Origin of the sequence: Kordia sp., assembly GCF_050633145.1 — a bacterium.
In the GTDB taxonomy this organism is placed as follows: Bacteria; Bacteroidota; Bacteroidia; order Flavobacteriales; family Flavobacteriaceae; genus Kordia.
Window position 1 is genome coordinate 1 of record NZ_JBOEFY010000090.1, and the last position, 24,737, is coordinate 24,737.

Here is a 24,737-nt window from a genome sequence, read left to right on the forward strand (position 1 = left end):
TGTCCACTCGGAAGTAGTAAATGTTGTATTTGATGTGATTATATCATCATTACGTACTATAGAGGACGTATTTGTTATATTTTCTACTACATCTATTCGATTTGCCCAAGCGGTGTTGTTAGTAGTACTGGATAGAACAATGAGATCGTCTCCTCCTGAAAAACCTGTAACTCCTGCATTTATCTCTCTTATTGGAGAGTTGTTGATGTTGGCTCCTGTAAAGCCCGAACTTTCTATCAGTACAGATTGGTTGGGTGCTAATGCTCCTACCACGGTATACGTTGCTGTTGGAATTACTCCTGTCTGATCTCCTGAGGTATTAGAGAAGAATACTAAATTGATATTCCCTGCTGTTATGGTAGTACCAGAAAGATTCGTAAGTTCTATGACTGTGTTTCCTCCATTTTCATAGACCTGACTAATGATTACATTCGCAATGTCTAACGATCTAAAATCTACATCAGAGTTGTTCAAATCTGTATTTTCCATCAAAATAGAACCGTCTGTATCATTTAAGGGATCGTTGATGTTTCCATCTGGGTCTGCATACGATACGCCACTAATCGTGGTTAAGTTAGATTCATCTGTATCTGTTAGACCATCTCCATCGGAATCTAAATCTAGATAATCAGGAATGGTATCTGTCGTATCACTGGTGTCGGCATTGGGAATTCTTAGCCCAGTTTTAAAGTCTGCTAGGGTAGATCCAAAACCTACGGTATCATCAAAGATGTCTAGGATTCCATCGTCATCGCTATCGGCTGAATCGTCAATGGTGGTAGGATAGGCAATATAATCTGTGGTGGCTCTAGCTTCTATGGCATCGGGAATACCATCATCGTCACTATCTAAGTCTAAAAAATCTGCAAGACTATCAGCAGCAGTGTCAAAACTATCTACTGGAGTGACTCCGGCATCTGTTATACCGATAAGGTTTTCAATACGATCGTCCAAACCATTTCCTGCCGTTGAGTTTGCCAGAGATCCATCGTCTACATAGCTTTCACTAGGTTCTATGGTTCCATTGCCATTGGTATCGTATCCAGCTACGATAGTATTACCTGCTTCATATATATCAGCAATTCCGTCGTTATCGGAGTCTAGGTCTAGGTGATCTGGTACACCATCTCCATCTTGATCTAAGCTGGACCAAGTTCCACTAGCATTTAAAGTATCACCAACAACTCCTGTTACAAAATCAGCATCTTGATAGTTAGGAGTACCATCCCCGTCATCATCTCCCGAAGGGTCAGCATTCACACATGAGAATGTTTTTGTAGATATAACAATACTTGAACCAGTGTTAATGGTAGTCCCAAAATTGTGGTAGTTTCCAAAAAGATCGAGAGTATCGTATACTTCAACACCATCAACCAAAACTCTGATAAATGAAATAGCTCCTGAAGCTGTATCCTCGCCGTTTGAGTTGTCTGACATACCATCACCAAAGGAATCGTTTACAGTTAAAACATAAGTTCCTGCTACTGTAGCTGTATAATCTTGTGAAGCTGTTCTTAGATTTCCTCCATAAGAAATGTTAGTAGGTAATCCTGTAGCTCCAGCAGGACCCGTCAATGACCAAGAAATTTCTTCAGACCAACCATCGAAATCAAATTCAACTGTAATAATAGAGTTTGCGAAAGGAGTTCCTGAATTGTTACACAATTCTTGTGTGTCTAAAATTCCATCGTTATCATCATCTATATCTATTGTATCGGCTAAACCATCGCCATCGGTATCATCTACGGATCTAAAATCCACATCTGAACTGTCCAAGTCTGTATTTTCCATCAAAATAGAACCATCTACATTACTTAAAGGGTTGTTAATGTTTCCATCTGGGTCTTCATAGGCAACGCCACTAATAATTGTTAAATTGGATTCATCCGCATCCGTATTACCATCACCATCCGCATCTAAATCTAAGTAGTCTGGTATGGTGTCCGCTGTGTCATTTCCATCTGCATTAGGTGTTCTGAGTCCTGTTTTAAAGCCTACTAGTGTAGATCCAAATCCTACAGTATCGTCAAAAATGTCTAGAATTCCATCATCATCACTATCGGCAGCATCGTCAATGGTGGCTGGGTAAGAAATATAATCTGTAGTGGCTCTGGCCTCTATAGCATCTGGTATACCATCATCATCTGAGTCTAAGTTTAAAAAGTCTGCGCTAGTACCAGAACCTGCATTGAAACTGTTTACGGGAGTAACCCCAGTATCAGCAGTGCCAATCAAGTTTTCGATACGATCGTCCAGTCCGTTGCCTGCATTTGAGTTTGCCAAAGACCCATTATCTACAAAACCTTCACTGAGTTCTATGGTACCATTACCATTGGTGTCATAGCTTGCTACTGTGGAGTTACCATGCTCATAAATATCTGCTATACCGTCGTTGTCAGCGTCTAAATCTAAACTAGATTCTATGGTGTCTTTATCTAAATCTCCAAGAGCTGTTTCATTGATAAAAATATCATCAACAAAAATCCAAGTATTAGAAAACAAAACGGTAAGTGGAGGAAAAGTTGAAACATGATCATTAGCTCCAATATAAAAATCAACTATTTGCCCATCGACTATGCCATAATCCTGAGGGATGAAAGTAGTTGTACGGATTTCCCATGTACCCTCAACACCTCCAGAATCGGCGAGCGTAGGTATATCATATAACAAGGTACCATTATTAAAAGAGGTGCTGTTAATTCTTATTTCATTCTTTATAGGGTCCGATGCATTTCCTGGTTGAGTATATTCTGTATAGTAAAGTGAGAGTGTCATTTCCTCGCTAGCATCTGAAATAGTTATTGCACTAGTAATTCCTTCATGCGTTCTTAATGGAACGCCTCCACCAGTAACGTTAATTGCAGATCTAAAACCAATAAACGAACCTCCTGAGGGGGAAGAATTAAAGGTTGGCGTCAATGTTGTTCTGTTGAAAGTAACACCATTAAAATCAATTTCAGTGTCTGTAGAAATATCTGGAGTGACTATAGAACTCCATGGGCTTGGAACAAAACCTGATATAGCTGATGTGTAAGGGTTTTCATAACTCGGAGGTATATTAAAGTTACTATTTTCGAATAACGACAAGATAGTGTTTTCAACTGTATCTAAAATTCCATCGTTGTCATCGTCAATATCAACACTATCTGGTACACCATCACCATCGGTATCCTGAAGATTGTATTTGTAATCATGGAATTCCAGCTTTCTATGATTTCCTACTTCCAATATCCAGTCACCATCAACTCCAGTAATATTGGTAGAAGCGGCAATAGAAAGACCTAATTTATTTTCGAGATATTTTACAGCTTCTTTTCCTTTTTCTCCTTTGGCAAACTCACAACCATAAATGTTTAGAGTTGTTACTTGTTGGTTGTTGGTTGTTAGTTGTTGTCGTACAAATACTGCAATTTCTTCTTTTTGCAACCATTTATCATTGATAAAAAGTTCGCCAGATCGGCCATGTGTAAAAAGATTGTATTCTTCTTTGCTTGGATTAGATAATTCCACAACTTCTTTTAAAAAATTAGATTGGAATACGTTCTTATCTACATACAGTAATGGTAAATTTGTTGTTTTATTTGCATTATCAAAAGTGAAACGTTTTTCTTCATTTGAATTATCACTTTGAAGGATGAGTTCCTGTTGTGAAAACAAAGTGCTTGAAAAAAGAAAACACATGATATATATAATAGTTTTATAGTGTTTCTCTATATTGGTTATGTTTTTAATATGTATTTGTAATTTCATAAGCGCATTGTTTAGTATTGTATTGTTATATTTAAGGCACGTGTATGCTAGTAGATATCTTCTAAAAATTTAGAAAGTGATTACCATGAAATATTTTACAGTTTTAAGTATTTATGGAATTACTTTTATAAACTTCTTGTAAGCGTAAATTTTTGATTCACGATTTATATTTCTTATTTTTGCACTACTTTTTATGGCTTGTGAAAATTTTAAAAAAAATGTTTTGAATAGTCTAAGAAAAGGGGAATCATAATAGGACTAGCGTTTTATGTTATTCTGATTATAACTCAAAGCTATCAATGCCTTTTTGAAGCAGTATTCTTTTTTTGGAAGTTTTTATTCTCATTTCAGCCCCCCCTTAAAAAATCGATAAAAAGATTGTTTTTTCCGTTTTAATGTCATAAAACAAACAGTAGTGCAAATACTTTAGCCATCGTTTCACGTTTTATTTTATAACAACGAAGATGTTATTCATCTGTGAAACTTATTATTAAGTGTAATGTGCTATCTTCAGATAGGTAGAATTTAGAAAATATTGGTATCCGTCTTTCAAATTTGGATTATAATCTAGTAATTATGCATGTTTAGTAATACTAGTCATCTTTTTATGCAAGACTAGACGTACAAATGTTAATTTTATCTACACTATGTCGACTTTAGTAAGTTAAACATCTACTTTTTTTTAACTTTCATTCCCCTAATTTCTCTAAGAAATCGTTTTTTTCATTAATAACTAATGATCTATACTTATTAATTTATACTTCTGAAGACATCTATAGGGCAAATCTATTATTAATGTATTTACCTGAGCTTATGAAAATTTATAAAAAAAAGCACTTCATTTATCTAATATTTTTTTTTATGATCAGTATTAATTATAGCCAAAACTCCCAAAGAGAAAATGTTACTCATGGAAAATCATGTATAGACTCTATTGTAGATATACACTTGAACTTACGTGATAAAATGTATAAAAACGAACCTAATTCTTATAAAAATCAACTATTAAAACTATTAAATTCTGCAAATAAATGTCTAGATACTAATCATCAATATGTTAAATATGTTAAGGGGTTCATCATGTATGACTTACAAGCTATTTACAGAAGAGAAAGTAAGTATGACTCTGTAAGGCATTATTTAGATTATATATTAACTAATGTTGAGAATAAACCTTTATTGGCTAGAGCTGCGAAAAGTCGAGCTAAACTATCATTAAAAACCTTTGATTATGAAAATTACATAGCTTTTATAAACAAATCTATTGAGTTTGCTGAAGCAGCAGAAGATATAAATCTAAAACAGTCTTCACTAATTAGTTTAGGCAAATTTTACTCATCTACACGTCAGTTTGACATGCTTGAAGCTATCCAAAGGGAATTACATAATAGCATTGACTCAACATCAATAGAAAATAAAGTAAGAATAAGTATTAATGACTATTATTTATTAAATAACAAAGGTAAATTTAGAGAAGCTCTTTCTGTACTTACACAATTTCAGGATAGTATAACTTCAAATTTTAGTTTCAGGGGTTATTATTATTTTACAGTTTCTGATGCCTATTTAAACCTGAAAAAATATGACTCATCTTTATACTTCATAGAAAAAAACAAACATGCTATCAAAGATTCTTATTCTTTTTACAACAAGCTTGCAACTATTTATTATCATAAAAAAGATTTCAATGCTGCATTAACAAATTTAAATAAAGTTCCTAATCCTTTATCAAAATACAATTTACATCGTCTCGGTATATTTTTATCAAATGCATCAAAAATACATCAAGCACTTGGCAATGATAGTTTAGCTATTACTTATTTGAATGACTACATTGAAGAATATAAAATTCAAGAAAAAAAAGTAGCTGAAAAAAAAGTAGCTATTTTTAATTATGAATTAAAAAAGAATGCAAAAATAAATAAACTGAAAGCAGAAAAAGAGCTTCAAAAAGTTATTATTTCTAATAATAAAAAAGCATATAACTTTCAATTATTTATTGGTTCCCTAACTATCATCATCATCTTTTCAATATTATTATATAGATATAAAAGGAGGCAAGAAAAGAAACGTTTGATACTTGAGAAAAATTCTGAAATTAATAAGCTTAAAACACAATATATTGAAAATATAACACATGAGTTTAAAACGCCTGTAAGTGTGAATATTGGGTATTTAGATCTTATCAAAACCAATACTTTAAAACCTAAAAAAATTGCAGACTATATTGATATTTCTTTGGGAATAAATAATAAGTTACTAACCACACTTGAAGACTTGTTGACTTTTATAAAATTAGATAATACAGAAATATTATTAAAAGATCATTTAACTGATCAAAATGTATTTAGTTTTTTACATACAGAAATTCAAAAATTTGAGTACAGCTGTTCTCTAAAAGGGTTAAAGATAAAGCTTATTACCAATGTAAAACCTGAGTATCAGTTACTATTCGATTATTCAAAGCTAAATAAAGTGCTTAATAATTTATTAACAAATGCCATCAAATTTTCTAAAGTTGAAAGAACTATTTATGTAACCTTCTTAGTTCTTGAAAATCATATCATGATTCAGGTAAAAGATGAAGGAATTGGTATTGATAAAACATTGCATACAGAAATTTTTAAACGATTTTATCAAGCAAAACAAAATGAAGGTAATGGATTTGGGATTGGATTATTTTTAGTCAAGAATATTGTAGCATCATGGAAAGGAACAATTCATGTAGATAGTGAAACTGATGAAGGAGCCACTTTTTCTATAAAAATACCTACAACTACTATCTCAGTAGCGGAAGCAACCCGTGAAAATTTTGAAATTAATTTCTTTGAAAAAGAAACTCATGAAGTCCTAAATTCTGATGTTGTAAAAATTCTAATTGTTGAAAATCAATTGGAAATGATCAATTATCTGAATCATATTTTCGCAATAGATTATTATTGTGATTTTGCTTATGATGGAGAACAAGCATATGATTTAATTCAAAAAAACAATTATGAACTCATCATTTCAGATTATAAAATGCCTATTATGGATGGGCTTGAGCTTCAATCTATATTGAAAGAAAAACCAAAAACTGCTAACATTCCTTTTATTCTAATTAGCGCCTCTGATATAGAAAATCAACTAGACCATTTATATAAAGATGATTTGTTTAGATTTTTAAGAAAACCATTTACTGAACATGAATTAAAATCACTAATTCAAACATTCATTGGTATTAAAAGTAATGTAAGAGAGGTAACTTCTACTCAAGAAACAGCTACTATTCTAAAAAATGACACTATTTCAACGTTTCTGCAAAAAGTAAACTCATATATTTTAGAAAATTTAGAAAACGAAAAGTTGAAAATAAGTGATATTGCACAACATACGGGATATAGTCAAAAACAATTTACAACTATATTAAATGGACATACAAATTTAAATCCTAATAAAGTTGTGCTGGAAATTCGACTTCTAAAAGCCTACGAGTTTATTATGAATGGACATTATAAGACCATAGGAGAAATCATGGCTGCTATTGGTATGAATAGTCGTCCTTACTTTTATAAGGTTTTCGAAGAACGATTTGGTATTAAGGTGGGAGAAATGCATAAGAAGTATACTAAAAGTTATCTTGCAAAAGATGATCGTTCGTAAATGTTAATCAAAAAAGCTCTCATGTATTTCATGAGAGCTTTGATATTTTTGGAAAGTATTTATGTATTTTAAATTAAAAGAAAAAGCTTCATTTAAAAGTCACACTTATATAATGACTATTTCTATGAAAACCTTAATCACATAGGTTTCTAATAACTTATTGTTTGACAATTTTCTTAATATGAGATTGGCTTGAATTTTTTACATAAATTTTAAAAAAATACATCCCTGCACTAATTTGACTTACATCTACTACACCATCTGAATAATTGACCTTTATCTGTTTACCATCTATCGTATACAATGAAACTTTATCTATGAGATTAGAAGTATTATTTTCTATATGAATTGTCTCAGAAACTGGATTCGGATATACTACAATTCTCTCTTGAGAAAAGTCAGAAGTTGATAAAGTAGATCGGTTTTCAAATGCCCCAATGCTTCTAGAAGTATTAAAAGGATTCTCATCAAAATCAAGTATTGGTTCCGAAACTGCAAGTCCATTTCCAATTGCAGGACTGATATGGTTTACTCTGAAGTTTTCATTTTGCAAATCTTCAAATATTGGGGCTGCAATAATTTGATTAGTATCCGTTACAGGTAAAATAGGTGTCCAGTTAGCATCACTTGCATTATACCATAAATTGTTACTAAAGGTAAATGTTTGGGGTTGGGTATTAGGTCCTATATTTACTTCTGTAAGATCATTTTCTAAATACACAATATTATTTATGAATTCATTATCAGCACATTCTAAAAAGCTAGTATTAGGTTTTCCTAAAATTCTAATAACCCAAACACTCGGATTATAAAATGTATTGTTGTACACCTTACTTCTTACACTAGTCTCAAAAGAAACTTGAGAAAAAGACCCTACAAAAACATTTGAGTACACCTCTATATCGGCAGCTTCAAAAGCATCAACAATAGGGTCAGGTAAAGGTGGCCTAAAAAACTGGAATCCAGTTCCCCCACCAATATTTATTGCTCTTTTAGTATTATTTTTTATGAAATTTCTTCTGATTGTTATAAATTGAGAACCACCCTTACACACTATTCCAACACCGCCACTACTATCAAAATAATTGTCTTGTACTGTACCGTGATGACAGCCTACAAAATCAATACCGGCATCACTATAAAAATCAAGTGAGGTATTCATAAACTCACAATCTTCTATTAAAAAATTATCTATCCCTGACATTTTAAGCATATTCCGCGCAGAAAAATCTCTGAATATACAATTACGAATTGTAATATTTAAAGCGGGTGTAGAATAATTACCCCCATCATCTATGTTAATACCGTTAACGGTTTGTCCTTCAATAACTAGACCATTAATTTCAATATTAGAGCAGTTATGGAGATAAATAGCAGTAGCTCCTCCAGTAAAAAAAGTTTGATGTTCTACTTCTGCCATAATAACAATTGGGGCGGATGGTGTTCCACTAATATCAAACCAAGATTGAAAGCCTGTAAATGTTTGAGATTGTAGCATTAGTGTATCTCCGGGAGATACAAAATCTTCAACAGCATTTAAAGTTGGATAATCACCTGTATCCCCAATAGTAATAATTTGTGCGTTTAGTCTAACTTGACATAAAAAAACAATTAAAAGAGTGCAAAATAATTTCATAATATCTGTAATGATTAATTAAGTGTAAAATTTGCAGGCAAAAAATTTTAATTAGTTTTTTATAATTTTGATTGATTTTTCACTATTATCACCTGCTTTAATCAGCAAGGCATAAACACCTGTTTTGCAACCTCTTAAGTCAATATTATTAATTAATGTATTTTGAAATGTTCCTAAACTATTGCCCCATACAGTTACAATACTACGATGGTCAGAAGATTGTAGTGAGTTTACAGAATCAGAATTACCACTACTAGGTCCAGAAGTAATATCCGAAAAGTGTAAGGTCTGCGAGTGAATCCATAATGATATAAAAAATAGTAAAGCAGATAATAATAGTTTTTTTCATAAATAATCTTTCATAAAAAATATTTTAGTTATGAGTATAATTATAGAAAATTCAAATTACTCTAAGCAATAATGCATTATTCAATAACTATTTTCTTAAACTGGTATCTATTTGAATTCTGCAAATAAATTTTTAAAAAGTACACCCCAACTTCAACATGGCTTACATCTATCCTATTATTTGAATAACTTACCTTAATAGATTTACCATCTGAAGTATATAATAAAACTTCGTCTATGAGATTAGAAGTATTATTTTTTATATGAATTGTCTCTGATACTGGATTCGGATATACTACAATTCTCTCTTGAGAAAAGTCAGTTACATGTAAAGTAGCTTTTTTTTCAAATGCTCCAATATCCAAGGAATTCTCTACTTGTTTTGCGCTGCTATTTGTATGTACTACATATTCATTTAATAAATTATGATCAGGTAGATGAATTGCAGGAATTACAGTTCCAGCGTCAATTAAAGGGGAACCTTCTTGTAAGTTGAAATCTTGATTTATAAAATCTACAAAAAGTGGATCAATTCCATTTAAATTATTGCCTAAATCGTTTACTGTTCCTGATCCACTGTGAGCATTTACCCAATTTGTTTTAATCCAATTATACTCCATATTTATGGTGCCATCACCATTAATCATTGCCAAAGAACTTCCAATACTGGTGCAGTAAATAATATTATTAAATGCGTTCATTATTTCATCTTGAGTTGAAAGACGCGCTAAAGTAGTATTCGAATTTCGGGTAGAAATCACTGTATTATTATAGAAATAGAGATTCCCCTTTCTATATTGAGACGTAGTACCTGAATCTCCACCATAATGTAATATTTGAGAGTTTCCTGCTCCATCAGGTTCTATAAGGATATTTCCATACACATAGGTAGAAGCGTAAGAAGTATCGTTATACAAAGCTGATGTTCCTGCATCAACAAGGTCTAACTGACGATTTCCACTTTCAATCCAATTATATCTAACCACAAGTCCTGCAGATCTATCTTTAAGGTTATTACCTAGTGTGCCTGTTCTTAATGGCCCAAATCGGTTGTATTCATAAATGATACCTAAAGCTTCTGTGTAGGTATTATGATGAAAAATACTTCCAACAATGCCATTATCATAAATGTAATTCTTTGTAATAAGAATATCTTTTGTTTGCCCTCCATTGGCTCCGATAAAAATACCATTGCCAGAATCGTGGATAATACAGTCTTTAATAATAATATGTTCCCCTTTTTCAATATAAATAGAAGCCGCGTTGCTAGAATATGTGTCTGTTTGACCATTGTCTGTTGTAAAATTATAAGCTGGTCGTACTGATCTTAGCTCTAAATTTTCAATTGTAATATAGCTTGGCAAATCATCAGAAGGTGTATTAGAACCTCCTATTTTGATGAGACCTCTGTTTTCATTCCAATAATTAAGATATGTGGGAGTTGTGGCTCCGTTTCCATCAATGATAGGTTTTTCTCCATTTGGACCACTCACACCAATAATTTCTATTCTATTTAGTGCCGTTCCTTGCGCATTTATAACCCATTTTTCAAAATAAGGTGTACTACGCCAATGAATGTAAATTCTATCTCCAGCTTGTAACGCATTCCAAGGTGCTTCGTAAATGTTGGTTAACGGTTGTCCTGGACCAATGTGATAGTCTGTTGCAAAAGAAACTGAATTTAATGTTAAGAAAATAGTAAGTAAGGTTAAGATCTTATTTTTCATAACTTATTGTTTATTGCGTTAAAATTTGGTTATAACAATAATAAAGGTTAAAAAAATTAAGAATATCCTTTTTTAAGAGTTTTATGTTCTTTTTTAATTTTTACAAGTATTATCACCAATAAACAGATCTTATGAAATTGGAAAATAAAACCACTGAAAAGAAAAAGACATTTAAGATTTGCTCTTAATAAATTTGCAAATAATAAAGTATTAAAGTAAAAGATTTTCAAAAATATACATTTCGGCTACTTCACAGACTGTCATATTAACACTGGAATATTTTTTTTAGATAGACGTTTAATGATGACTTTAGATGCATTAAGCAAGCATATAGGTTATCCAATATTCAATTGGATAAATTCAGGCGCAAGAAGCGATTCTCATAACCGTAAAGTTGGTGGAGCTTCTAGGTCGTCTCATAAAATTCCAACTTGCAAAGCTGTTGACATAGGAACATCATCGAAGTTTATCCGAAATCAAATTATTGAAGAAGCGAGAAATTTGGGAATAAAAAGAATTGGAGTAGGACGTACATTTGTTCATCTTGACGTAGACGAAAATAAAAGTCTATTTGTTGCATGGGAATATCCTTCAGGAAAACCACCTGAAGTGAATCCATTTGCTTAAATTTAGTTATATTAGTTAAAATTGTAACATTAAAAAATGTTTAATTCGAGTAGATTAATCTTTCCTATTAGGAGCACCGTTTTTGATAGTTTTTGATAGTTTTTCAGACTCTTACAAATCACAAATCACTGATTTTTAAGTAGTTTTCAAAATTCCCTCAGCATGTTTCCATACTGAGGTTTTTTTCAATGTTAACCAAATTTTCGAGTTGTTACACTCTTGCTTTTGCTTTTTTGTTGGCTTTAATAGATGAAACATCATATCCAGCAAATCGCTTCATATAATATTTCACTGTTGAACCATACGCGTCGGCAAATCCTTGTTTACCTGCGCTTCTCAAATACTTCTTCACGCTTCCTGGTCCTGCTAGATGTGCTGCTGCCAAAATCCCTGATTCTGTCACAACTACACCGTTGATTCTCTTTCCAACTGAGCGCTTGATGTCTTTTCTAAGAATCCACTTGTTTCTTGAGGCATTTGCTTCAAAGGCTTTCTCTTGTAATTTTGGATTTTTTAAGAATGCTTGCGGATTATATATTCCGATCATTTCTAGAGTTCCTTTTCCAAATTGATACTTTCCGAGATAACCTAAGGTATTTACCACAAAGTAATTTCCCTGAGATTCTTTAAATGCTACTGCTTCTTTAAAACCCAAATATCTTTGTCCTGTAAACGGAATTGGTGCTTCTTGGAAGTAGCTGTCATCTATGGGGTTTACTGTAAACAGTTCAGATGACATTTTATGATTTTCAATATTATTTTTAAGAACGTTGGCTTCTTTTTTCGAAGTGAAACCTAAACTTACAAATGTTAAAATAGCTATTAAAATTGAGAATTTTATTGCTCTTTTTCCCATAAAAATTGATTTCTTTAAGACTTACTAATTACAACAATTAAGCTTAAAATTTCAGCGTGCAAATATACACATTATTTTTTAATAAAAAGGTTTTTATGTTAAAATTATCTTAAAAGTAGATTGGATGGAATTTCATTTTACCTAAACTATTGATTTCCAAAGTTGGAGCAGGAATTTTAATGAAATTTATAACACTAAAGATACTATTTAGAAACTTCGATTTTGTCTCTATTTTTGTTAAATCAATGTCAATACTGAGGTAAAATTGTCTATATCGTTGCTGATTTGGCAAAAGTTCGCGTTGCGTTTCTATAGTTCCAGCAATTAATCCTTCGGCTCCGTAACCAAAAGCAACATTGAACCATCGCGGAATTTTGCTTTGTTTGAAGAATGAATGTACGTTAGCACTCAGCCAATATGTTTGTCCGTTGTAATCTTTTAGTGTTTCTTCTAAAAAACCACTTCCAAGTTTATTTGGGCGAATTTCAGCAAAACGTGTTCGATGAAAAGAATACTTTAATTTGATACGTTGTTCATTCCATAATAATTCTTGTCCGACGTATAAGCCTGTTCCAAGTCCATTTGCGAGTACATCTCCCCAAGAAGCTCCCCATTCAGCAGAAAAACCATCCATAACCTCTACAGCAGTTAAAAAGCCAAATCCGAGCGTTGCTCCAAAAATCAATTGATTTTCTTTAGAAACTCCGCTCCACCTAAGTACTTTAGCACCAATGTTTCCAACGTAATACGAGGTTAATACATGACCAGCCTTGTCCATCTGCAACCATTCGTTATTGTCATTTATAAAATGAAAAGAAGAACGTTTAAAATCTGCATACCAAATTCTGTCCAAACCAACCAACGTTGCAGTAGCTAGTGAAGCTTCGGTAATGGCTACAAAATTTCGTCTTGGTTTATGTAACGTATCTGAAGCTTTAAAAAAATCAGGTGGTGTGAGTTGTGCAGTCACAGTGTGTGCTATGCAGATAATAAAGAGGAGTCTTAAAAGTATGTTTTTCAACTATTGCTGATTTTGGTTTTGATTATTTTTAATCATAAAATCTCTGAATGCTATTGCAGATGTACTCCAAGGCATTTTATAAGTTCCTGGAATGAGAAACGATTCAAAACTCATATTATAAACTTTAACGTCTTCCATATTTATAGTTTCTGTAAATATTTTATATACATCAGATTCAGTAGCTTCTATTTGATCCGAAATTATTTTTGCCAATTCTCTATGAGTTTTGTTTTCAGGAATTATAACACGCACATACACACTTCTATTCAACAACGTTTTTACAAGTTCATTACTGTTCATTCCTTTACGGATGATATACTTCCCTCCTTTTATGCGTTTAGTATACCCGAGTTTTTTTGCCAAGGTAGAAAAAGCATCCATATCTGTTAATAGCGGTTCTAATTCTTCTTTGACATATTCGAAATCAGCATCCGACGGAATGTATATATATGCTTCTTCATTATTGAAAGCAGTGATTGGCTTAAAGATTGTTTGTGTAATGTTGTATATAAAATAACAACCTCCAAAGATTCCCAGAATCAAAATTCCAATCAATATTTTACGTAAGTACATTTAGCTGAGTTTTTGATATAGGATTTCGTTTTTAAATTCGCCATTGACAAATGTCCAATCTTTTTTGATTCCGATTTGTTGAAAATCTAAACTTTCAAAAAGTTTGATGCTTGCTTCATTATCTTCTGCAATATTTGCAAATAGTTGATGTACATGCAAATGCTTGAATGCGTATTTACACACTAATTGCAAGGCTTCTTTACCGTAACCCTTGTGTCTAAATTCATTTTTTGCGATTAATAAACCAACACCGACACGTTTGTTTTTTGGATCAAATTCAAAAAGATCAATCAAACCAATGTTTTCTTTTTTATTTCCCACCATAACTAAGCGCAATTGCTTAGCTTCATATATATCCTGATGTGCATTTTCCAAATATTGCTTGATTAAAAATCGTGAATATGGAGTTTGCGTTGCGCTTATTTCCCAGATAGATTCATTATTTTCTATTTCGTAGATAAAATCTAAATCTTCAGGTTCTAATGCGCGTAAATATAGTTTTTCGCCTGTGAGTGTTAGCATGAAATTTCTCCTTTAAATACTTGTGTTGCTTTTCCTTTAAGGAAGATGTTTTTATAGGAAGTTTGATCGCGTTCAAAAGACACCTTCAAAGTTCCTCCTTCTACTTGCAATACAACTTCGCTTGCATTGGTTTCCTTCAAATGATGCATTGCCAATGCTACTGCAGTTACACCAGTTCCACATGAAAGTGTTTCATCTTCTACACCTCTTTCATAGGTACGTACTCTAAATTCTGTATTTGAAATCTTCTTGACAAAATTTACATTAGAACCTTCTTCATAATATGGCGCTCCATAACGAATGGCAGCACCTTCCTTTTTGATGTCAAATTTTTCAATTCCTTCTTTGAAAGTTACATGATGCGGTGAACCTGTATCCAAAAACACATACTCATCATGATTTTCAATGTTGGCAACATCTTGCATTTGCAAATGAACCTGATCGCCATCAATCGTTGCATAATGTTTCCCATCTATGGCAATAAAAGTAGTTTCTTGTTGAATGACTCCGAGAAAATTCGCGAAAGCTACAATACAACGTCCACCATTCCCACACATGGAACTTTCATTTCCATCAGAATTATAATAAACCATTTTAAAATCGTGGGCTGCATCATTTTCTAAAAGAATTAAGCCATCTGCGCCGACACCAAATTTTCGATCACACAAATGGTGTACAAGTTTGGTATCATTCTTGGGAAATATATCCTGTCTGTTATCAATAAGCACGAAATCGTTTCCTGTTCCTTGATATTTGTAAAAAGATAGTGTCATTTATTCTATTTGCTAGTGACAAAAGTACAAATAAAGTATTGATTATTTGAGCGATGTTAAAGTGTAGTTAAAGTTAAAATGTGACTACAATAAATATGTAATTTTAAGTGTTAAAAGAAGACAAAGACATTATAAATAATCACAAAAATTAATAAATTAAATAACTAAATATGAAAAAATTTGCAAGTTTACTATTCGTTTCTGTTTTAGCAGGCGTTATTAGTATTGGAGCTTATAAGGTTTTTTCGGAATCCCCTGAAAAAGTTGAAAAGACTTCAGTACTTGAACAAACATCATACATTCCAACGAATTTTGTAAATAACACAACACCTAAAACAACAAATGCTGCTGCGGCTAATATTGACTTTACAGTTGCTGCTGAAAAAACAGTTCATTCTGTAGTACACGTTAAAAATAAAATAACCAAAATTGCTCCAAGAAGTATTTTTGATATATATAATGGTACAGGAAGACAACAAACACAAATTGGAACTGGTTCTGGTGTGATTATTACGCCAGATGGACATATTGTGACAAACAATCATGTTATTGAAGGTTCTAATGAAATTCAAGTTACCTTAAATAATAACAAAAATTACGTTGCTAAACTTATAGGAACTGATCCGAAAATGGATATTGCTTTGTTAAAAATTGAAGCAGACGAAGAGTTACCATATATTTCTTTTGGAAATTCTGATAATGCCAAAATTGGCGAATGGGTTTTAGCTGTTGGAAACCCTTTTAATTTAACTTCAACCGTTACTGCTGGAATTATTAGTGCTAAAGGAAGAGATTTGAACGAAGGTGATAATTTGAGTCAGTCATTTATTCAAACAGATGCTGCGGTAAATCCAGGGAATTCTGGTGGCGCTTTGGTGAATACAAATGGTGAATTGATTGGAATCAACACAGCAATTACTTCTCAAACTGGTTCTTATATTGGATATTCATTTGCAGTACCGAGTAATATAGCGCAGAAAATTGTAGCGGACTTATTAGAGTTTGGCGATGTACAAAAAGGATTGCTTGGTGTTACTGGTGGATCATTAAACTCTGTAGTTGCAGAAAGACTTGAGATTGCTGAAACAGAAGGTTTTTATGTTGGAAAAGTATTTGATGATTCTGGTGCTTCTAAAGCCGGAATTATAAAAGGAGATATTATTAAAAAGATAGATGAAGTAAAGATTTCGAGTTTTGCGGACTTATCAGGTTACTTAAGTTCTAAACGTCCGGGAGATGTTGTAAACGTAACTGTATTAAGAGACGAAAATTTTGAAACACTTCCTGTAACCTTGATAAAAGAAAAGTCTGTCACATCTGTAAAAATGATGGATATGCGATTGGAAAATTTAAGCAAAGAAAATAAATTAGGTTACGGTTTAAAAGTTGCTGCTAATAACAATCAACAATTACTTGAAGAACTGGGAATTGCACCAGGATATATTTTGATAGAAGTAAATGGAAAAAAAGTGCAATCTGCGAAAGTTTTAAAAGAATTTCTCGACAAATATGGAGAAGATCAAATTCGCATCTTAGCATTCAAAAATCTAGAAGGACAATACGAGCGTTTTATCTTTCGATAAAAAAGTGCCATCTATATATGTTGGAAAAGCGAGACACTTATAACGTGCCTCGCTTTTTTTATGATTTTATATGCTGTAACGTTATTCTTTAAACGTTTTATGTAACCTGCAAATTTACTTTACACGGAGTTTTAAATTCTTTTTCAGTATATAAACCCGTCAAAAAAGGGTTTTTATTTACAATTTTACAGTTAAATACCTTTTACGATTTTTCTGACAAGCCTCTACATTTGTCAAATGAAAAAAAATAAAAAAAACTCGAAAATGACTGGCAAAAAACTTTCGTCAGCATCAAAAAAAAGAAGCTCTAGCAATAGTAAAACAGCTAAAAATATGCTAGGCGGAAACTATTTCTTGTACAAGTCACATCTTAAAAATATAGGTTGGACAGATTATAGCAGTTTAGGTTTCCCTACTGGTACCACAGGTCAAGCTATAAGATTAGAAGCTTTACGATTTACCTCTAATGCATTTATTGACAATTTTAGAGCGCAAGCACATGTTCAAGATAAAGGTTGGTTGTCTTGGGTAGGTTATGGTGACGTTATAGGCACTATAGGTGAGGAGAAACGCTTAGAAGCTATTCGAATAGACATCCCTGCTAACTATGCAAGAAATGTTCGATACAGAGTACATGTGGAAAATATTGGTTGGATGGAATATAGAGGCAACAATGAAATCGCTGGAACAGTAGGCAGATCTCTAAGAATTGAAGCTTTTGAAATACACATGGATATCCTTTAAAAATAATTTAAAATTAAAGCACCTTCATAATTACACAATCATGAAAGTGCTTTAATAGTTTATTTAGTATCAAGTTCTTTGAAGAATTTAGACGTTTGATAGTAATCAAAAAAACTTTGCACAAATACTTGTTGAAAAAACTTTTTCTTTTATTTACGAAAACGTTTGAAATTGTATACTTTTGCGCCAAATTGTAAACACAACTACACAAACGTAAGACTATGAGTTTTAATGAAATTTACGAAAAGGAACTCACTTTTCAAGCAGATAGAAGACGTGCTACTGTTGAATTTATTAAGAATGTAAGCGATTTATGGTATGATAAATCAATTGAGCTTGTTATTTTTAGAAATCAACTAATTGACAGAAATGTTAGTGAAATTTTAAACCTTCACGAATATGCAGGTCAATTTGTACAAAAACCTATCTCTATTTTTGATACTGTAGAGATTGCACAAGCAATTGCTAAAATTGATTTGCCGCCATCTAAAATCGATATCGGAAAGTTAACGTATGAGTATCATTTAGAAGACAATCAGTATGCAAACGCAACTTCGTTTGTGGTTGATAAATTAAAAGACGCCAAAAAATCTAATGGAATTACACCAAAAGATGTAGTTCTTTATGGTTTTGGACGTATTGGACGTTTATTAGCAAGAGAATTAATGACTCGTACTGGACGCGGAAATCAATTACGCTTACGCGCGATTGTAACTCGTGGTAAAGTTGATGCAACTGTTTTAGAGAAAAGAGCTTCTTTGTTACGCAACGATTCTGTTCACGGAGATTTCCCTGGAACTGTTGGTATTGATGTTGAAAATTCGGCATTAATCATCAACGGAACTACAGTTCATATTATTTCTGCAAACGGACCAGAAGAGATTGATTATACAGCATACGGAATTAACGATGCGTTAATTATTGATAACACAGGTGCTTTTAGAGATAAAGAAGCTTTAGAAAGACACTTAGTGCCAAATGGTGCTGACAAAGTATTATTGACTGCTCCAGGAAAAGGTGTTCCTAATATTGTATATGGTGTAAACCATACAGAGCACAATCCTGATGAAGTAAATATTTGGTCTGCTGCTTCTTGTACTACAAATGCAATTACACCTGTATTAAAAGTTGTAGAAGATTCTTTCGGATTAATTCACGGACACTTAGAAACGATTCACGCATATACCAACGATCAAAACTTGGTAGACAACATGCACAAGAAATATCGTCGTGGTAGAGCTGCTGCTTTAAACATGGTAATTACTGAAACTGGCGCTGGAAAAGCAGTATCGAAAGCATTGCCGTCTTTAGAAGGTAAATTAACTTCAAATGCAATTAGAGTTCCTGTACCAAACGGTTCATTAGCTATTTTGAATTTAGAAATTGAAAACGCTACTTCTTTAGAGAGTCTAAATACTATTTTTAAGAAATATGCTTTAGAAGGTAATTTGGTAGAGCAGATTAAATATGAATTGAACGACGAATTAGTTTCTTCTGATATTGTTGGTTCTTCAGCTCCATCAATTTTTGACAGCAAAGCAACGATTGTACGCGAAGGTGGAAAAAATATCATTTTATATGTTTGGTATGATAATGAATATGGATATTCTCACCAAGTAATGCGATTGGCTAAATATATTTCGAAAGTAAGACGTTTTACGTACTATTAATAGAAGACACTATAATTTACAAAAAGAGTCTCGTATTTGAGGCTCTTTTTTTTGTGGATAAATCTCTTATGATTTCGTACAATAAATAAAAATATCTTCGTTTATTTGACAACTGTTATTTTAAACTTGAAAAGACGATGAAAGTGAAATACTTATTCCTAGCAATTACGCTAAGCTTCTCAGTATTAGCAAGCGCTCAAAATGTAGCCAAAAACGCCAATTTAAAATTAAAAGAAGGACCAATTTCTGAACAATTTGAGTTCATTCTTAAAAATTCTAATAAATATAAAAACTACAAAGTTGTAAAGCGCGACTGGATAGAAAAGTTACAGAAGAATGTAGCAGACTCTATCAATGCAGCTCAAAAAGACCTATCTACGGAAGTGGCAAAAGTAGCTACGCAACAAACCGAGATTGAAAAGTTGAAAACTGATTTGACTGCCGTAAATCAAAAAATTGAAGACTTAAACACCGAAAAAGATAGCATATCATTACTTGGTTTGCAATTGAGTAAAGGTAGTTATCAGTCATTAATGTGGGGAATTATTGCAGTTTTAGCCGTTTTATGGTTATTCTTCACGTATAAATTCAAAGCTAGCAACACTGTTACAAAAGAAGCAAAAGCAAAATTAGCTGAGACAGAACAAGAATTTGAAGAACACCGCAAACGCGCGTTGGAACGTGAACAACAAGTTCGCAGGAAGCTTCAGGACGAAATTAACAAGAATAAAAACTAATTCTCTTTACCATGCGTATTGACATCATTTCTGTAGTTCCTGATTTATTAAGAAGTCCTTTTGAAGCGTCTATCTTAAAAAGAGCCATTGACAAAGGTATTGTAGAAATTCATTTGCACAATTTACGTGATTATGCTACGGATAACTATAAGTCTATTGACGATTATCAGTTTGGCGGTGGCGCAGGAATGGTAATGATGCTTGGTCCGATTGATAAATGTATTTCAGGTTTAAAAGCAGAACGCGATTACGACGAAATCATTTATATGACACCCGATGGTAAAACTTTGAATCAAGGAATTGCAAATGAACTTTCGCTGAAAGGAAACATCATGATTCTTTGCGGACATTATAAAGGTGTAGACCAACGTGTGCGCGATCATTTTATTACGAGAGAAATTTCTATTGGTGATTATGTACTTTCAGGAGGAGAATTAGGCGCAGCGGTATTATGCGATTCTATCATTCGAATAATTCCTGGTGTGTTAGGAAATGAAACTTCTGCCCTAACCGATTCGTTTCAAGACAATTTACTAGCACCACCTGTATACACAAGACCTGCAAATTATAACGACTGGGAAGTTCCGGAAGTATTATTGTCTGGAAATTTTCCAAAAATTGAAGCTTGGCGCGAAGAACAAGCGTATGAGCGTACGAAGAAATTACGACCGGATTTGTTGGATGAATAGTCATTTAGACTCGCTTTCTTTGCTCTTAGACCGCTAACGCTATTAGATTTTAGATCGCTTCGCTGTTAGAAGCAGCTGTGCCCGTTAGTATTGTAGTATCGCTTTGCTCTGGTATTTTGGCACTATGAGCGTCACTTCGAGTAATTCGCTAAAGCGAATTGTATCGAGAAGTACTTTGAAGTTAGACCTGCTTTGCTTTTAGATTGTTAGACTTGTTTTACTCTTAGACTGCTTCGCTTTTAGATTCTTGGTATCGCTTTGCTTTTAGAGTACTTGTTACATTGAGCGCAGTCGAAATGTTGGCTCTTAAAAGAAATAATTTATAATTTTTAAAAAAGTATTTAACATTCAAAAAAAATACTTATTTTTGCACTCAATTTTGGATCAACCTCTGGCGATAGACGTGAACGTTGTTTTGAATTAATATTTATAAAAAGTTTAAAATGGAAGCTTTAATTAAATTTGTACAAGACGAATTTGTTACAACAAAAGATTTCCCTGAATTCGCAGCAGGAGATACAATTACAGTTTATTACGAAATCCGTGAAGGTGAAAAAACACGTACGCAGTTCTTTAGAGGAGTTGTAATTCAACGTAGAGGTTCAGGTTCTACTGAAACATTTACAATCAGAAAAATGTCTGGAACAGTTGGTGTTGAACGTATTTTCCCAGTAAATTTACCAGCACTTCAAAGAGTTGAAGTTAACAAAAGAGGTAAAGTACGTAGAGCACGTATCTTTTACTTTAGAGGTCTTACTGGTAAGAAAGCTAGAATTAAAGAAAGAAGATTCAAATAAAATCTTTCAAAAATATATCATAAAAAAGTCCTGCAAAATTGCAGGACTTTTTTCGTTATAAACAATTGTTCATAACTTAGGTTCATATCTTGTTGATTTCTAATTCATTATATTTCTTGCTTTTTTAAAAACTTATATTACATTTATACAAGAATTAACAAAGAAACGGTGCAAATCATTTTAATGTAAATTCTAAAGAACGTTCTAACAGTTGTTGTTTTAATAGGTTTTCTGAAAATGGTTTTTGGGTACAAATAATCATCAAAGAAAACGGAATTCTATTTCTAGTATAGCTTGCTATAACGGACTCAAGGAATAACACCGAAATTTATTTGTATTGCTAAGATGTAAATAAAGCGTTATGTGATTTAACATTCTGCAAAGAACTAAAGTCATATAAAAGGGCAAATCACGAAAGTCGATCTGCACAAGTAGGTATATTAAAAGAACAATAGAGGTAAGTTTTAAATAGGTAAAATGCCAATAACGACAAAACTTATTTCGAAAACCGAAATGTTGTATTACATAATGAATTAGCTGAGAAATTAGTGATACATTTGTTAAAACACGTTTCAAAAAAGCCATGTCAAGGTAAGAAATTACAATGATATGGCTTTTGTCATTATAAAATATATAGTATCTTCTTGTACTACTGCTATAATAGCTACCAAAATCTCTTATCATTTCGTATATTTGCACCTCGTAAAAATTACATCTAATTTATACCAAAATAATATCTATAAATACTTATGGCAAAATCAACAAAGATTATCTATACGAAAACTGACGAAGCACCAGCATTAGCTACACATTCTTTTTTACCAATTGTAAAAGCATTTACTGCTCCTTCAGGAATCGACATTGAAACAAAAGATATTTCTTTAGCAGGAAGAATTTTAGCAAATTTCTCAGAATACTTAACTCCTGAGCAACGTGTAAACGACGCGTTAGCCGAGTTAGGAGAATTAGCAAAAACACCAGAAGCAAATATTATTAAATTACCTAATATCAGTGCTTCTGTTCCTCAATTAAAAGCCACCATTGAAGAATTACAAGCAAAAGGATTTGCAATTCCTGATTATCCTGAAGAAGGAAATACAGAAGAAGAAAAAGCAATTCTAGCTAAATATAACAAAGTAAAAGGTTCGGCTGTAAACCCTGTATTACGTGAAGGAAACTCTGATCGTAGAGCTCCAAAAGCTGTAAAAAATTACGCTAAGAAAAATCCGCATAGCATGGGCGCTTGGTCGTCTGACTCAAAAACACATGTAGCAACAATGAACGCAGGAGATTTTCGTTCAAATGAAAAATCTGTGACCGTTGCAAACGCTACTTCTGTAACTATTGAGCATACAGATGCTAACGGAACTAAAACCATATTAAAAGAAGGAATTTCATTAGTAGCTGGTGAAGTTATCGACGCTACTGTAATGAGTAAAAAAGCATTACTTTCTTTCCTAGAAAGAGAAATTGCTGATACGAAAGAAAAAGGGTTGCTATTCTCGCTTCACATGAAAGCTACCATGATGAAAGTAAGTGATCCAATTATTTTTGGACATGCTGTTCGTGTGTATTTTGCAGATTTATTTGAAAAACATCAAGCTACTTTTGAAGAAATTGGTGTAGATGTAAATAATGGTTTTGGAAACTTATTAAACAATCTAGAAGAATTATCTGCCGAAAAGAAAGAAGAAATTGTGGGTGATATCGCAGTTGCTATGGAAAATGGTCCAGATATCGCTATGGTTGATTCTGATAAAGGAATCACAAACTTACACGTACCAAGTGACGTTATTATTGATGCTTCTATGCCTGCAATGATTCGTAACTCAGGACAAATGTGGGATGCAGATGGAAAAACACAAGATACGAAAGCTGTAATTCCAGATAGTAGTTATGCCGCTTTATACCAAGCAACAATTGATTTCTGTATAGAAAATGGTGCTTTTGATCCTACCACTATGGGAACTGTTCCTAATGTTGGATTAATGGCTCAAAAAGCTGAAGAATACGGTTCACATGATAAGACTTTTGAACTTTCTGCTGATGGAACTGTTCGTGTGATTGATGCTGAAGGAAATACATTGACAGAACATTCAGTTGAAGCTGGAGATATCTGGAGAATGTGTCAGGTAAAAGATGCTCCTGTTCGCGACTGGGTAAAACTAGCCGTAAGCAGAGCTACAGCAACAGGTTGGCCAGCAGTTTTCTGGTTAGATTCTGAAAGAGCACATGATGCAGAATTGATCAAGAAAGTAAATCTGTATTTGAAAGATCACAATACGGAAGGATTAGAAATTCATATTCTTCCTTTAGCTGAAGCGACACAGTTTACGCTTGCTCGTATTAAAAAAGGAGAAAATACAATCTCTGTAACTGGAAACGTATTGCGTGATTACCTAACAGATCTTTTCCCAATCTTAGAATTAGGAACAAGTGCAAAAATGTTGTCTATCGTTCCATTAATGAATGGTGGCGGATTGTTTGAAACTGGTGCTGGTGGATCAGCTCCAAAGCACGTTCAACAATTCAACAAAGAAGGGCACTTACGTTGGGATTCTTTAGGAGAATTCTTAGCATTGGCAGTTTCTTTAGAGCATTTAGGTTCTAATTACGACAATAACAAAGCAATCGTTTTATCTGAAACATTAGATGATGCTACAGACAAATTCTTAGAAAACAAAAAATCACCTTCACGCAAAGTGAACGAGTTAGATAACAGAGGAAGTCATTTTTACCTTTCTTTATATTGGGCACAGGCATTGGCTGCTCAAGATACAGATGCTGAATTAAAAGCACGCTTCACTCCTATTGCTGCTCAGTTAGCAGATAATGAAGAAAAAATCGTTACAGAATTAAATAACGCACAAGGTTCAGCAATGGATATTGGTGGTTATTATATGCCAAACGACGATGTAACTGCGAAAGCAATGCGTCCTAGTGAAACATTCAATAGTATTTTAAGCGCAATTGCATAATCAAATTATAACATATTAAAAAAAGCTCCTTATAAACAAGGAGCTTTTTTGTTTTTGGGAAATT

The 24,737-nt window shown here is 32.8% G+C and carries 17 protein-coding genes; 9 read left to right on the plus strand and 8 right to left on the minus strand.

Annotated features, from left to right (window positions below):
• The coding region (locus ACRBBL_RS26605) for a DUF4347 domain-containing protein (RefSeq protein ID WP_431372146.1) at nucleotides 1–3,750 on the minus strand (3,750 nt) is incomplete at its 3' end.
• 861 nt (nucleotides 3,751–4,611) lie between these two features.
• Between ACRBBL_RS26605 and ACRBBL_RS26610 the strand changes: the two genes are divergently transcribed.
• Entirely contained in the window at nucleotides 4,612–7,392 is a 2,781-nt protein-coding gene (locus tag ACRBBL_RS26610; protein WP_431372147.1) for an ATP-binding protein, read from the plus strand.
• Between the two features lie 157 nt (nucleotides 7,393–7,549).
• Here the strand turns inward: ACRBBL_RS26610 and ACRBBL_RS26615 are convergent, their stop codons facing one another.
• Both ACRBBL_RS26615 and ACRBBL_RS26620 read right to left on the minus strand, forming a co-directional pair.
• Nucleotides 7,550–9,028 (minus strand): right-handed parallel beta-helix repeat-containing protein, encoded by a 1,479-nt coding sequence (locus tag ACRBBL_RS26615; protein ID WP_431372148.1) that lies wholly within the window; start codon nucleotides 9,026–9,028, stop codon nucleotides 7,550–7,552.
• A 425-nt stretch (nucleotides 9,029–9,453) separates the two neighbouring features.
• Nucleotides 9,454–11,103: a T9SS type A sorting domain-containing protein gene (locus tag ACRBBL_RS26620; RefSeq protein ID WP_431372149.1), complete on the minus strand. Its 1,650-nt coding sequence runs from the start codon at nucleotides 11,101–11,103 to the stop codon at nucleotides 9,454–9,456.
• A 300-nt stretch (nucleotides 11,104–11,403) separates the two neighbouring features.
• Here ACRBBL_RS26620 and ACRBBL_RS26625 point away from each other — a divergent pair, with 300 nt between their 5' ends.
• Nucleotides 11,404–11,730: a D-Ala-D-Ala carboxypeptidase family metallohydrolase gene (locus ACRBBL_RS26625; RefSeq protein WP_431372150.1), complete on the plus strand. Its 327-nt coding sequence runs from the start codon at nucleotides 11,404–11,406 to the stop codon at nucleotides 11,728–11,730.
• 211 nt (nucleotides 11,731–11,941) lie between these two features.
• Here the strand turns inward: ACRBBL_RS26625 and ACRBBL_RS26630 are convergent, their stop codons facing one another.
• From ACRBBL_RS26630 to dapF, 5 genes are all read right to left on the minus strand, one after another.
• Nucleotides 11,942–12,586: a hypothetical protein gene (locus ACRBBL_RS26630; RefSeq protein WP_431372151.1), complete on the minus strand. Its 645-nt coding sequence runs from the start codon at nucleotides 12,584–12,586 to the stop codon at nucleotides 11,942–11,944.
• Between the two features lie 109 nt (nucleotides 12,587–12,695).
• Nucleotides 12,696–13,607, minus strand: a complete 912-nt coding sequence (locus ACRBBL_RS26635) for a DUF2279 domain-containing protein (RefSeq protein WP_431372152.1) — start codon at nucleotides 13,605–13,607, stop codon at nucleotides 12,696–12,698.
• Nucleotides 13,608–14,180 carry an endolytic transglycosylase MltG gene (locus tag ACRBBL_RS26640; protein WP_431372153.1) on the minus strand — a complete coding sequence of 191 codons (573 nt, stop codon included), beginning with the start codon at nucleotides 14,178–14,180 and terminating at the stop codon, nucleotides 13,608–13,610.
• On the minus strand, nucleotides 14,181–14,702 hold the full coding sequence (locus tag ACRBBL_RS26645; RefSeq protein ID WP_431372154.1) for a GNAT family N-acetyltransferase: 522 nt from the start codon (nucleotides 14,700–14,702) through the stop codon (nucleotides 14,181–14,183).
• A complete protein-coding gene (dapF, locus tag ACRBBL_RS26650; RefSeq protein ID WP_431372155.1) occupies nucleotides 14,696–15,475 on the minus strand; it encodes a diaminopimelate epimerase in 780 nt (259 codons plus the stop codon). Before dapF ends, ACRBBL_RS26645 begins: the two co-directional genes overlap by 7 nt.
• 170 nt (nucleotides 15,476–15,645) lie before the next feature.
• On the opposite strand from dapF, the gene ACRBBL_RS26655 reads away from it, so the two are divergent.
• From ACRBBL_RS26655 to ACRBBL_RS26685, 7 genes are all read left to right on the plus strand, one after another.
• A complete protein-coding gene (locus ACRBBL_RS26655; RefSeq protein WP_431372156.1) occupies nucleotides 15,646–17,058 on the plus strand; it encodes a S1C family serine protease in 1,413 nt (470 codons plus the stop codon).
• A gap of 264 nt (nucleotides 17,059–17,322) precedes the next feature.
• Nucleotides 17,323–17,802, plus strand: coding sequence for a hypothetical protein (locus tag ACRBBL_RS26660; protein WP_431372157.1), 480 nt, complete (start codon nucleotides 17,323–17,325; stop codon nucleotides 17,800–17,802).
• Nucleotides 17,803–18,023: 221 nt separating this feature from the next.
• The gene (locus tag ACRBBL_RS26665) at nucleotides 18,024–19,472 is read left to right on the plus strand and encodes a glyceraldehyde-3-phosphate dehydrogenase (protein WP_431372158.1); all 1,449 of its coding nucleotides are present in this window, start codon (nucleotides 18,024–18,026) and stop codon (nucleotides 19,470–19,472) included.
• A gap of 137 nt (nucleotides 19,473–19,609) precedes the next feature.
• The gene (locus ACRBBL_RS26670) at nucleotides 19,610–20,209 is read left to right on the plus strand and encodes a tRNA (guanine-N1)-methyltransferase (RefSeq protein WP_431372159.1); all 600 of its coding nucleotides are present in this window, start codon (nucleotides 19,610–19,612) and stop codon (nucleotides 20,207–20,209) included.
• Between the two features lie 11 nt (nucleotides 20,210–20,220).
• Entirely contained in the window at nucleotides 20,221–20,898 is a 678-nt protein-coding gene (gene trmD / locus ACRBBL_RS26675; RefSeq protein ID WP_431372160.1) for a tRNA (guanosine(37)-N1)-methyltransferase TrmD, read from the plus strand.
• A gap of 443 nt (nucleotides 20,899–21,341) precedes the next feature.
• Nucleotides 21,342–21,695 (plus strand): 50S ribosomal protein L19, encoded by a 354-nt coding sequence (gene rplS / locus ACRBBL_RS26680; RefSeq protein WP_431372161.1) that lies wholly within the window; start codon nucleotides 21,342–21,344, stop codon nucleotides 21,693–21,695.
• A gap of 749 nt (nucleotides 21,696–22,444) precedes the next feature.
• Complete coding sequence (locus ACRBBL_RS26685) at nucleotides 22,445–24,673, plus strand: NADP-dependent isocitrate dehydrogenase (RefSeq protein ID WP_431372162.1); 2,229 nt, start codon at nucleotides 22,445–22,447, stop codon at nucleotides 24,671–24,673.
• Nucleotides 24,674–24,737 lie beyond the last annotated feature (64 nt).

Bases quoted from the DNA above. Each gene is read 5' to 3' on its own strand.
- ACRBBL_RS26625 (WP_431372150.1), top strand. From the start codon at position 11,404: ATGATGACTTTAGATGCATTAAGCAAGCATATAGGTTATCCAATATTC.
- ACRBBL_RS26630 (WP_431372151.1), bottom strand. From the start codon at position 12,586: ATGGGAAAAAGAGCAATAAAATTCTCAATTTTAATAGCTATTTTAACA.
- ACRBBL_RS26665 (WP_431372158.1), top strand. From the start codon at position 18,024: ATGAGTTTTAATGAAATTTACGAAAAGGAACTCACTTTTCAAGCAGAT.
- ACRBBL_RS26610 (WP_431372147.1), top strand. From the start codon at position 4,612: ATGATCAGTATTAATTATAGCCAAAACTCCCAAAGAGAAAATGTTACT.
- rplS (WP_431372161.1), top strand. From the start codon at position 21,342: ATGGAAGCTTTAATTAAATTTGTACAAGACGAATTTGTTACAACAAAA.
- ACRBBL_RS26615 (WP_431372148.1), bottom strand. From the start codon at position 9,028: ATGAAATTATTTTGCACTCTTTTAATTGTTTTTTTATGTCAAGTTAGA.
- ACRBBL_RS26670 (WP_431372159.1), top strand. From the start codon at position 19,610: ATGAAAGTGAAATACTTATTCCTAGCAATTACGCTAAGCTTCTCAGTA.
- ACRBBL_RS26685 (WP_431372162.1), top strand. From the start codon at position 22,445: ATGGCAAAATCAACAAAGATTATCTATACGAAAACTGACGAAGCACCA.
- ACRBBL_RS26645 (WP_431372154.1), bottom strand. From the start codon at position 14,702: ATGCTAACACTCACAGGCGAAAAACTATATTTACGCGCATTAGAACCT.
- ACRBBL_RS26655 (WP_431372156.1), top strand. From the start codon at position 15,646: ATGAAAAAATTTGCAAGTTTACTATTCGTTTCTGTTTTAGCAGGCGTT.
- trmD (WP_431372160.1), top strand. From the start codon at position 20,221: ATGCGTATTGACATCATTTCTGTAGTTCCTGATTTATTAAGAAGTCCT.
- ACRBBL_RS26620 (WP_431372149.1), bottom strand. From the start codon at position 11,103: ATGAAAAATAAGATCTTAACCTTACTTACTATTTTCTTAACATTAAAT.
- ACRBBL_RS26660 (WP_431372157.1), top strand. From the start codon at position 17,323: ATGACTGGCAAAAAACTTTCGTCAGCATCAAAAAAAAGAAGCTCTAGC.
- ACRBBL_RS26640 (WP_431372153.1), bottom strand. From the start codon at position 14,180: ATGTACTTACGTAAAATATTGATTGGAATTTTGATTCTGGGAATCTTT.
- dapF (WP_431372155.1), bottom strand. From the start codon at position 15,475: ATGACACTATCTTTTTACAAATATCAAGGAACAGGAAACGATTTCGTG.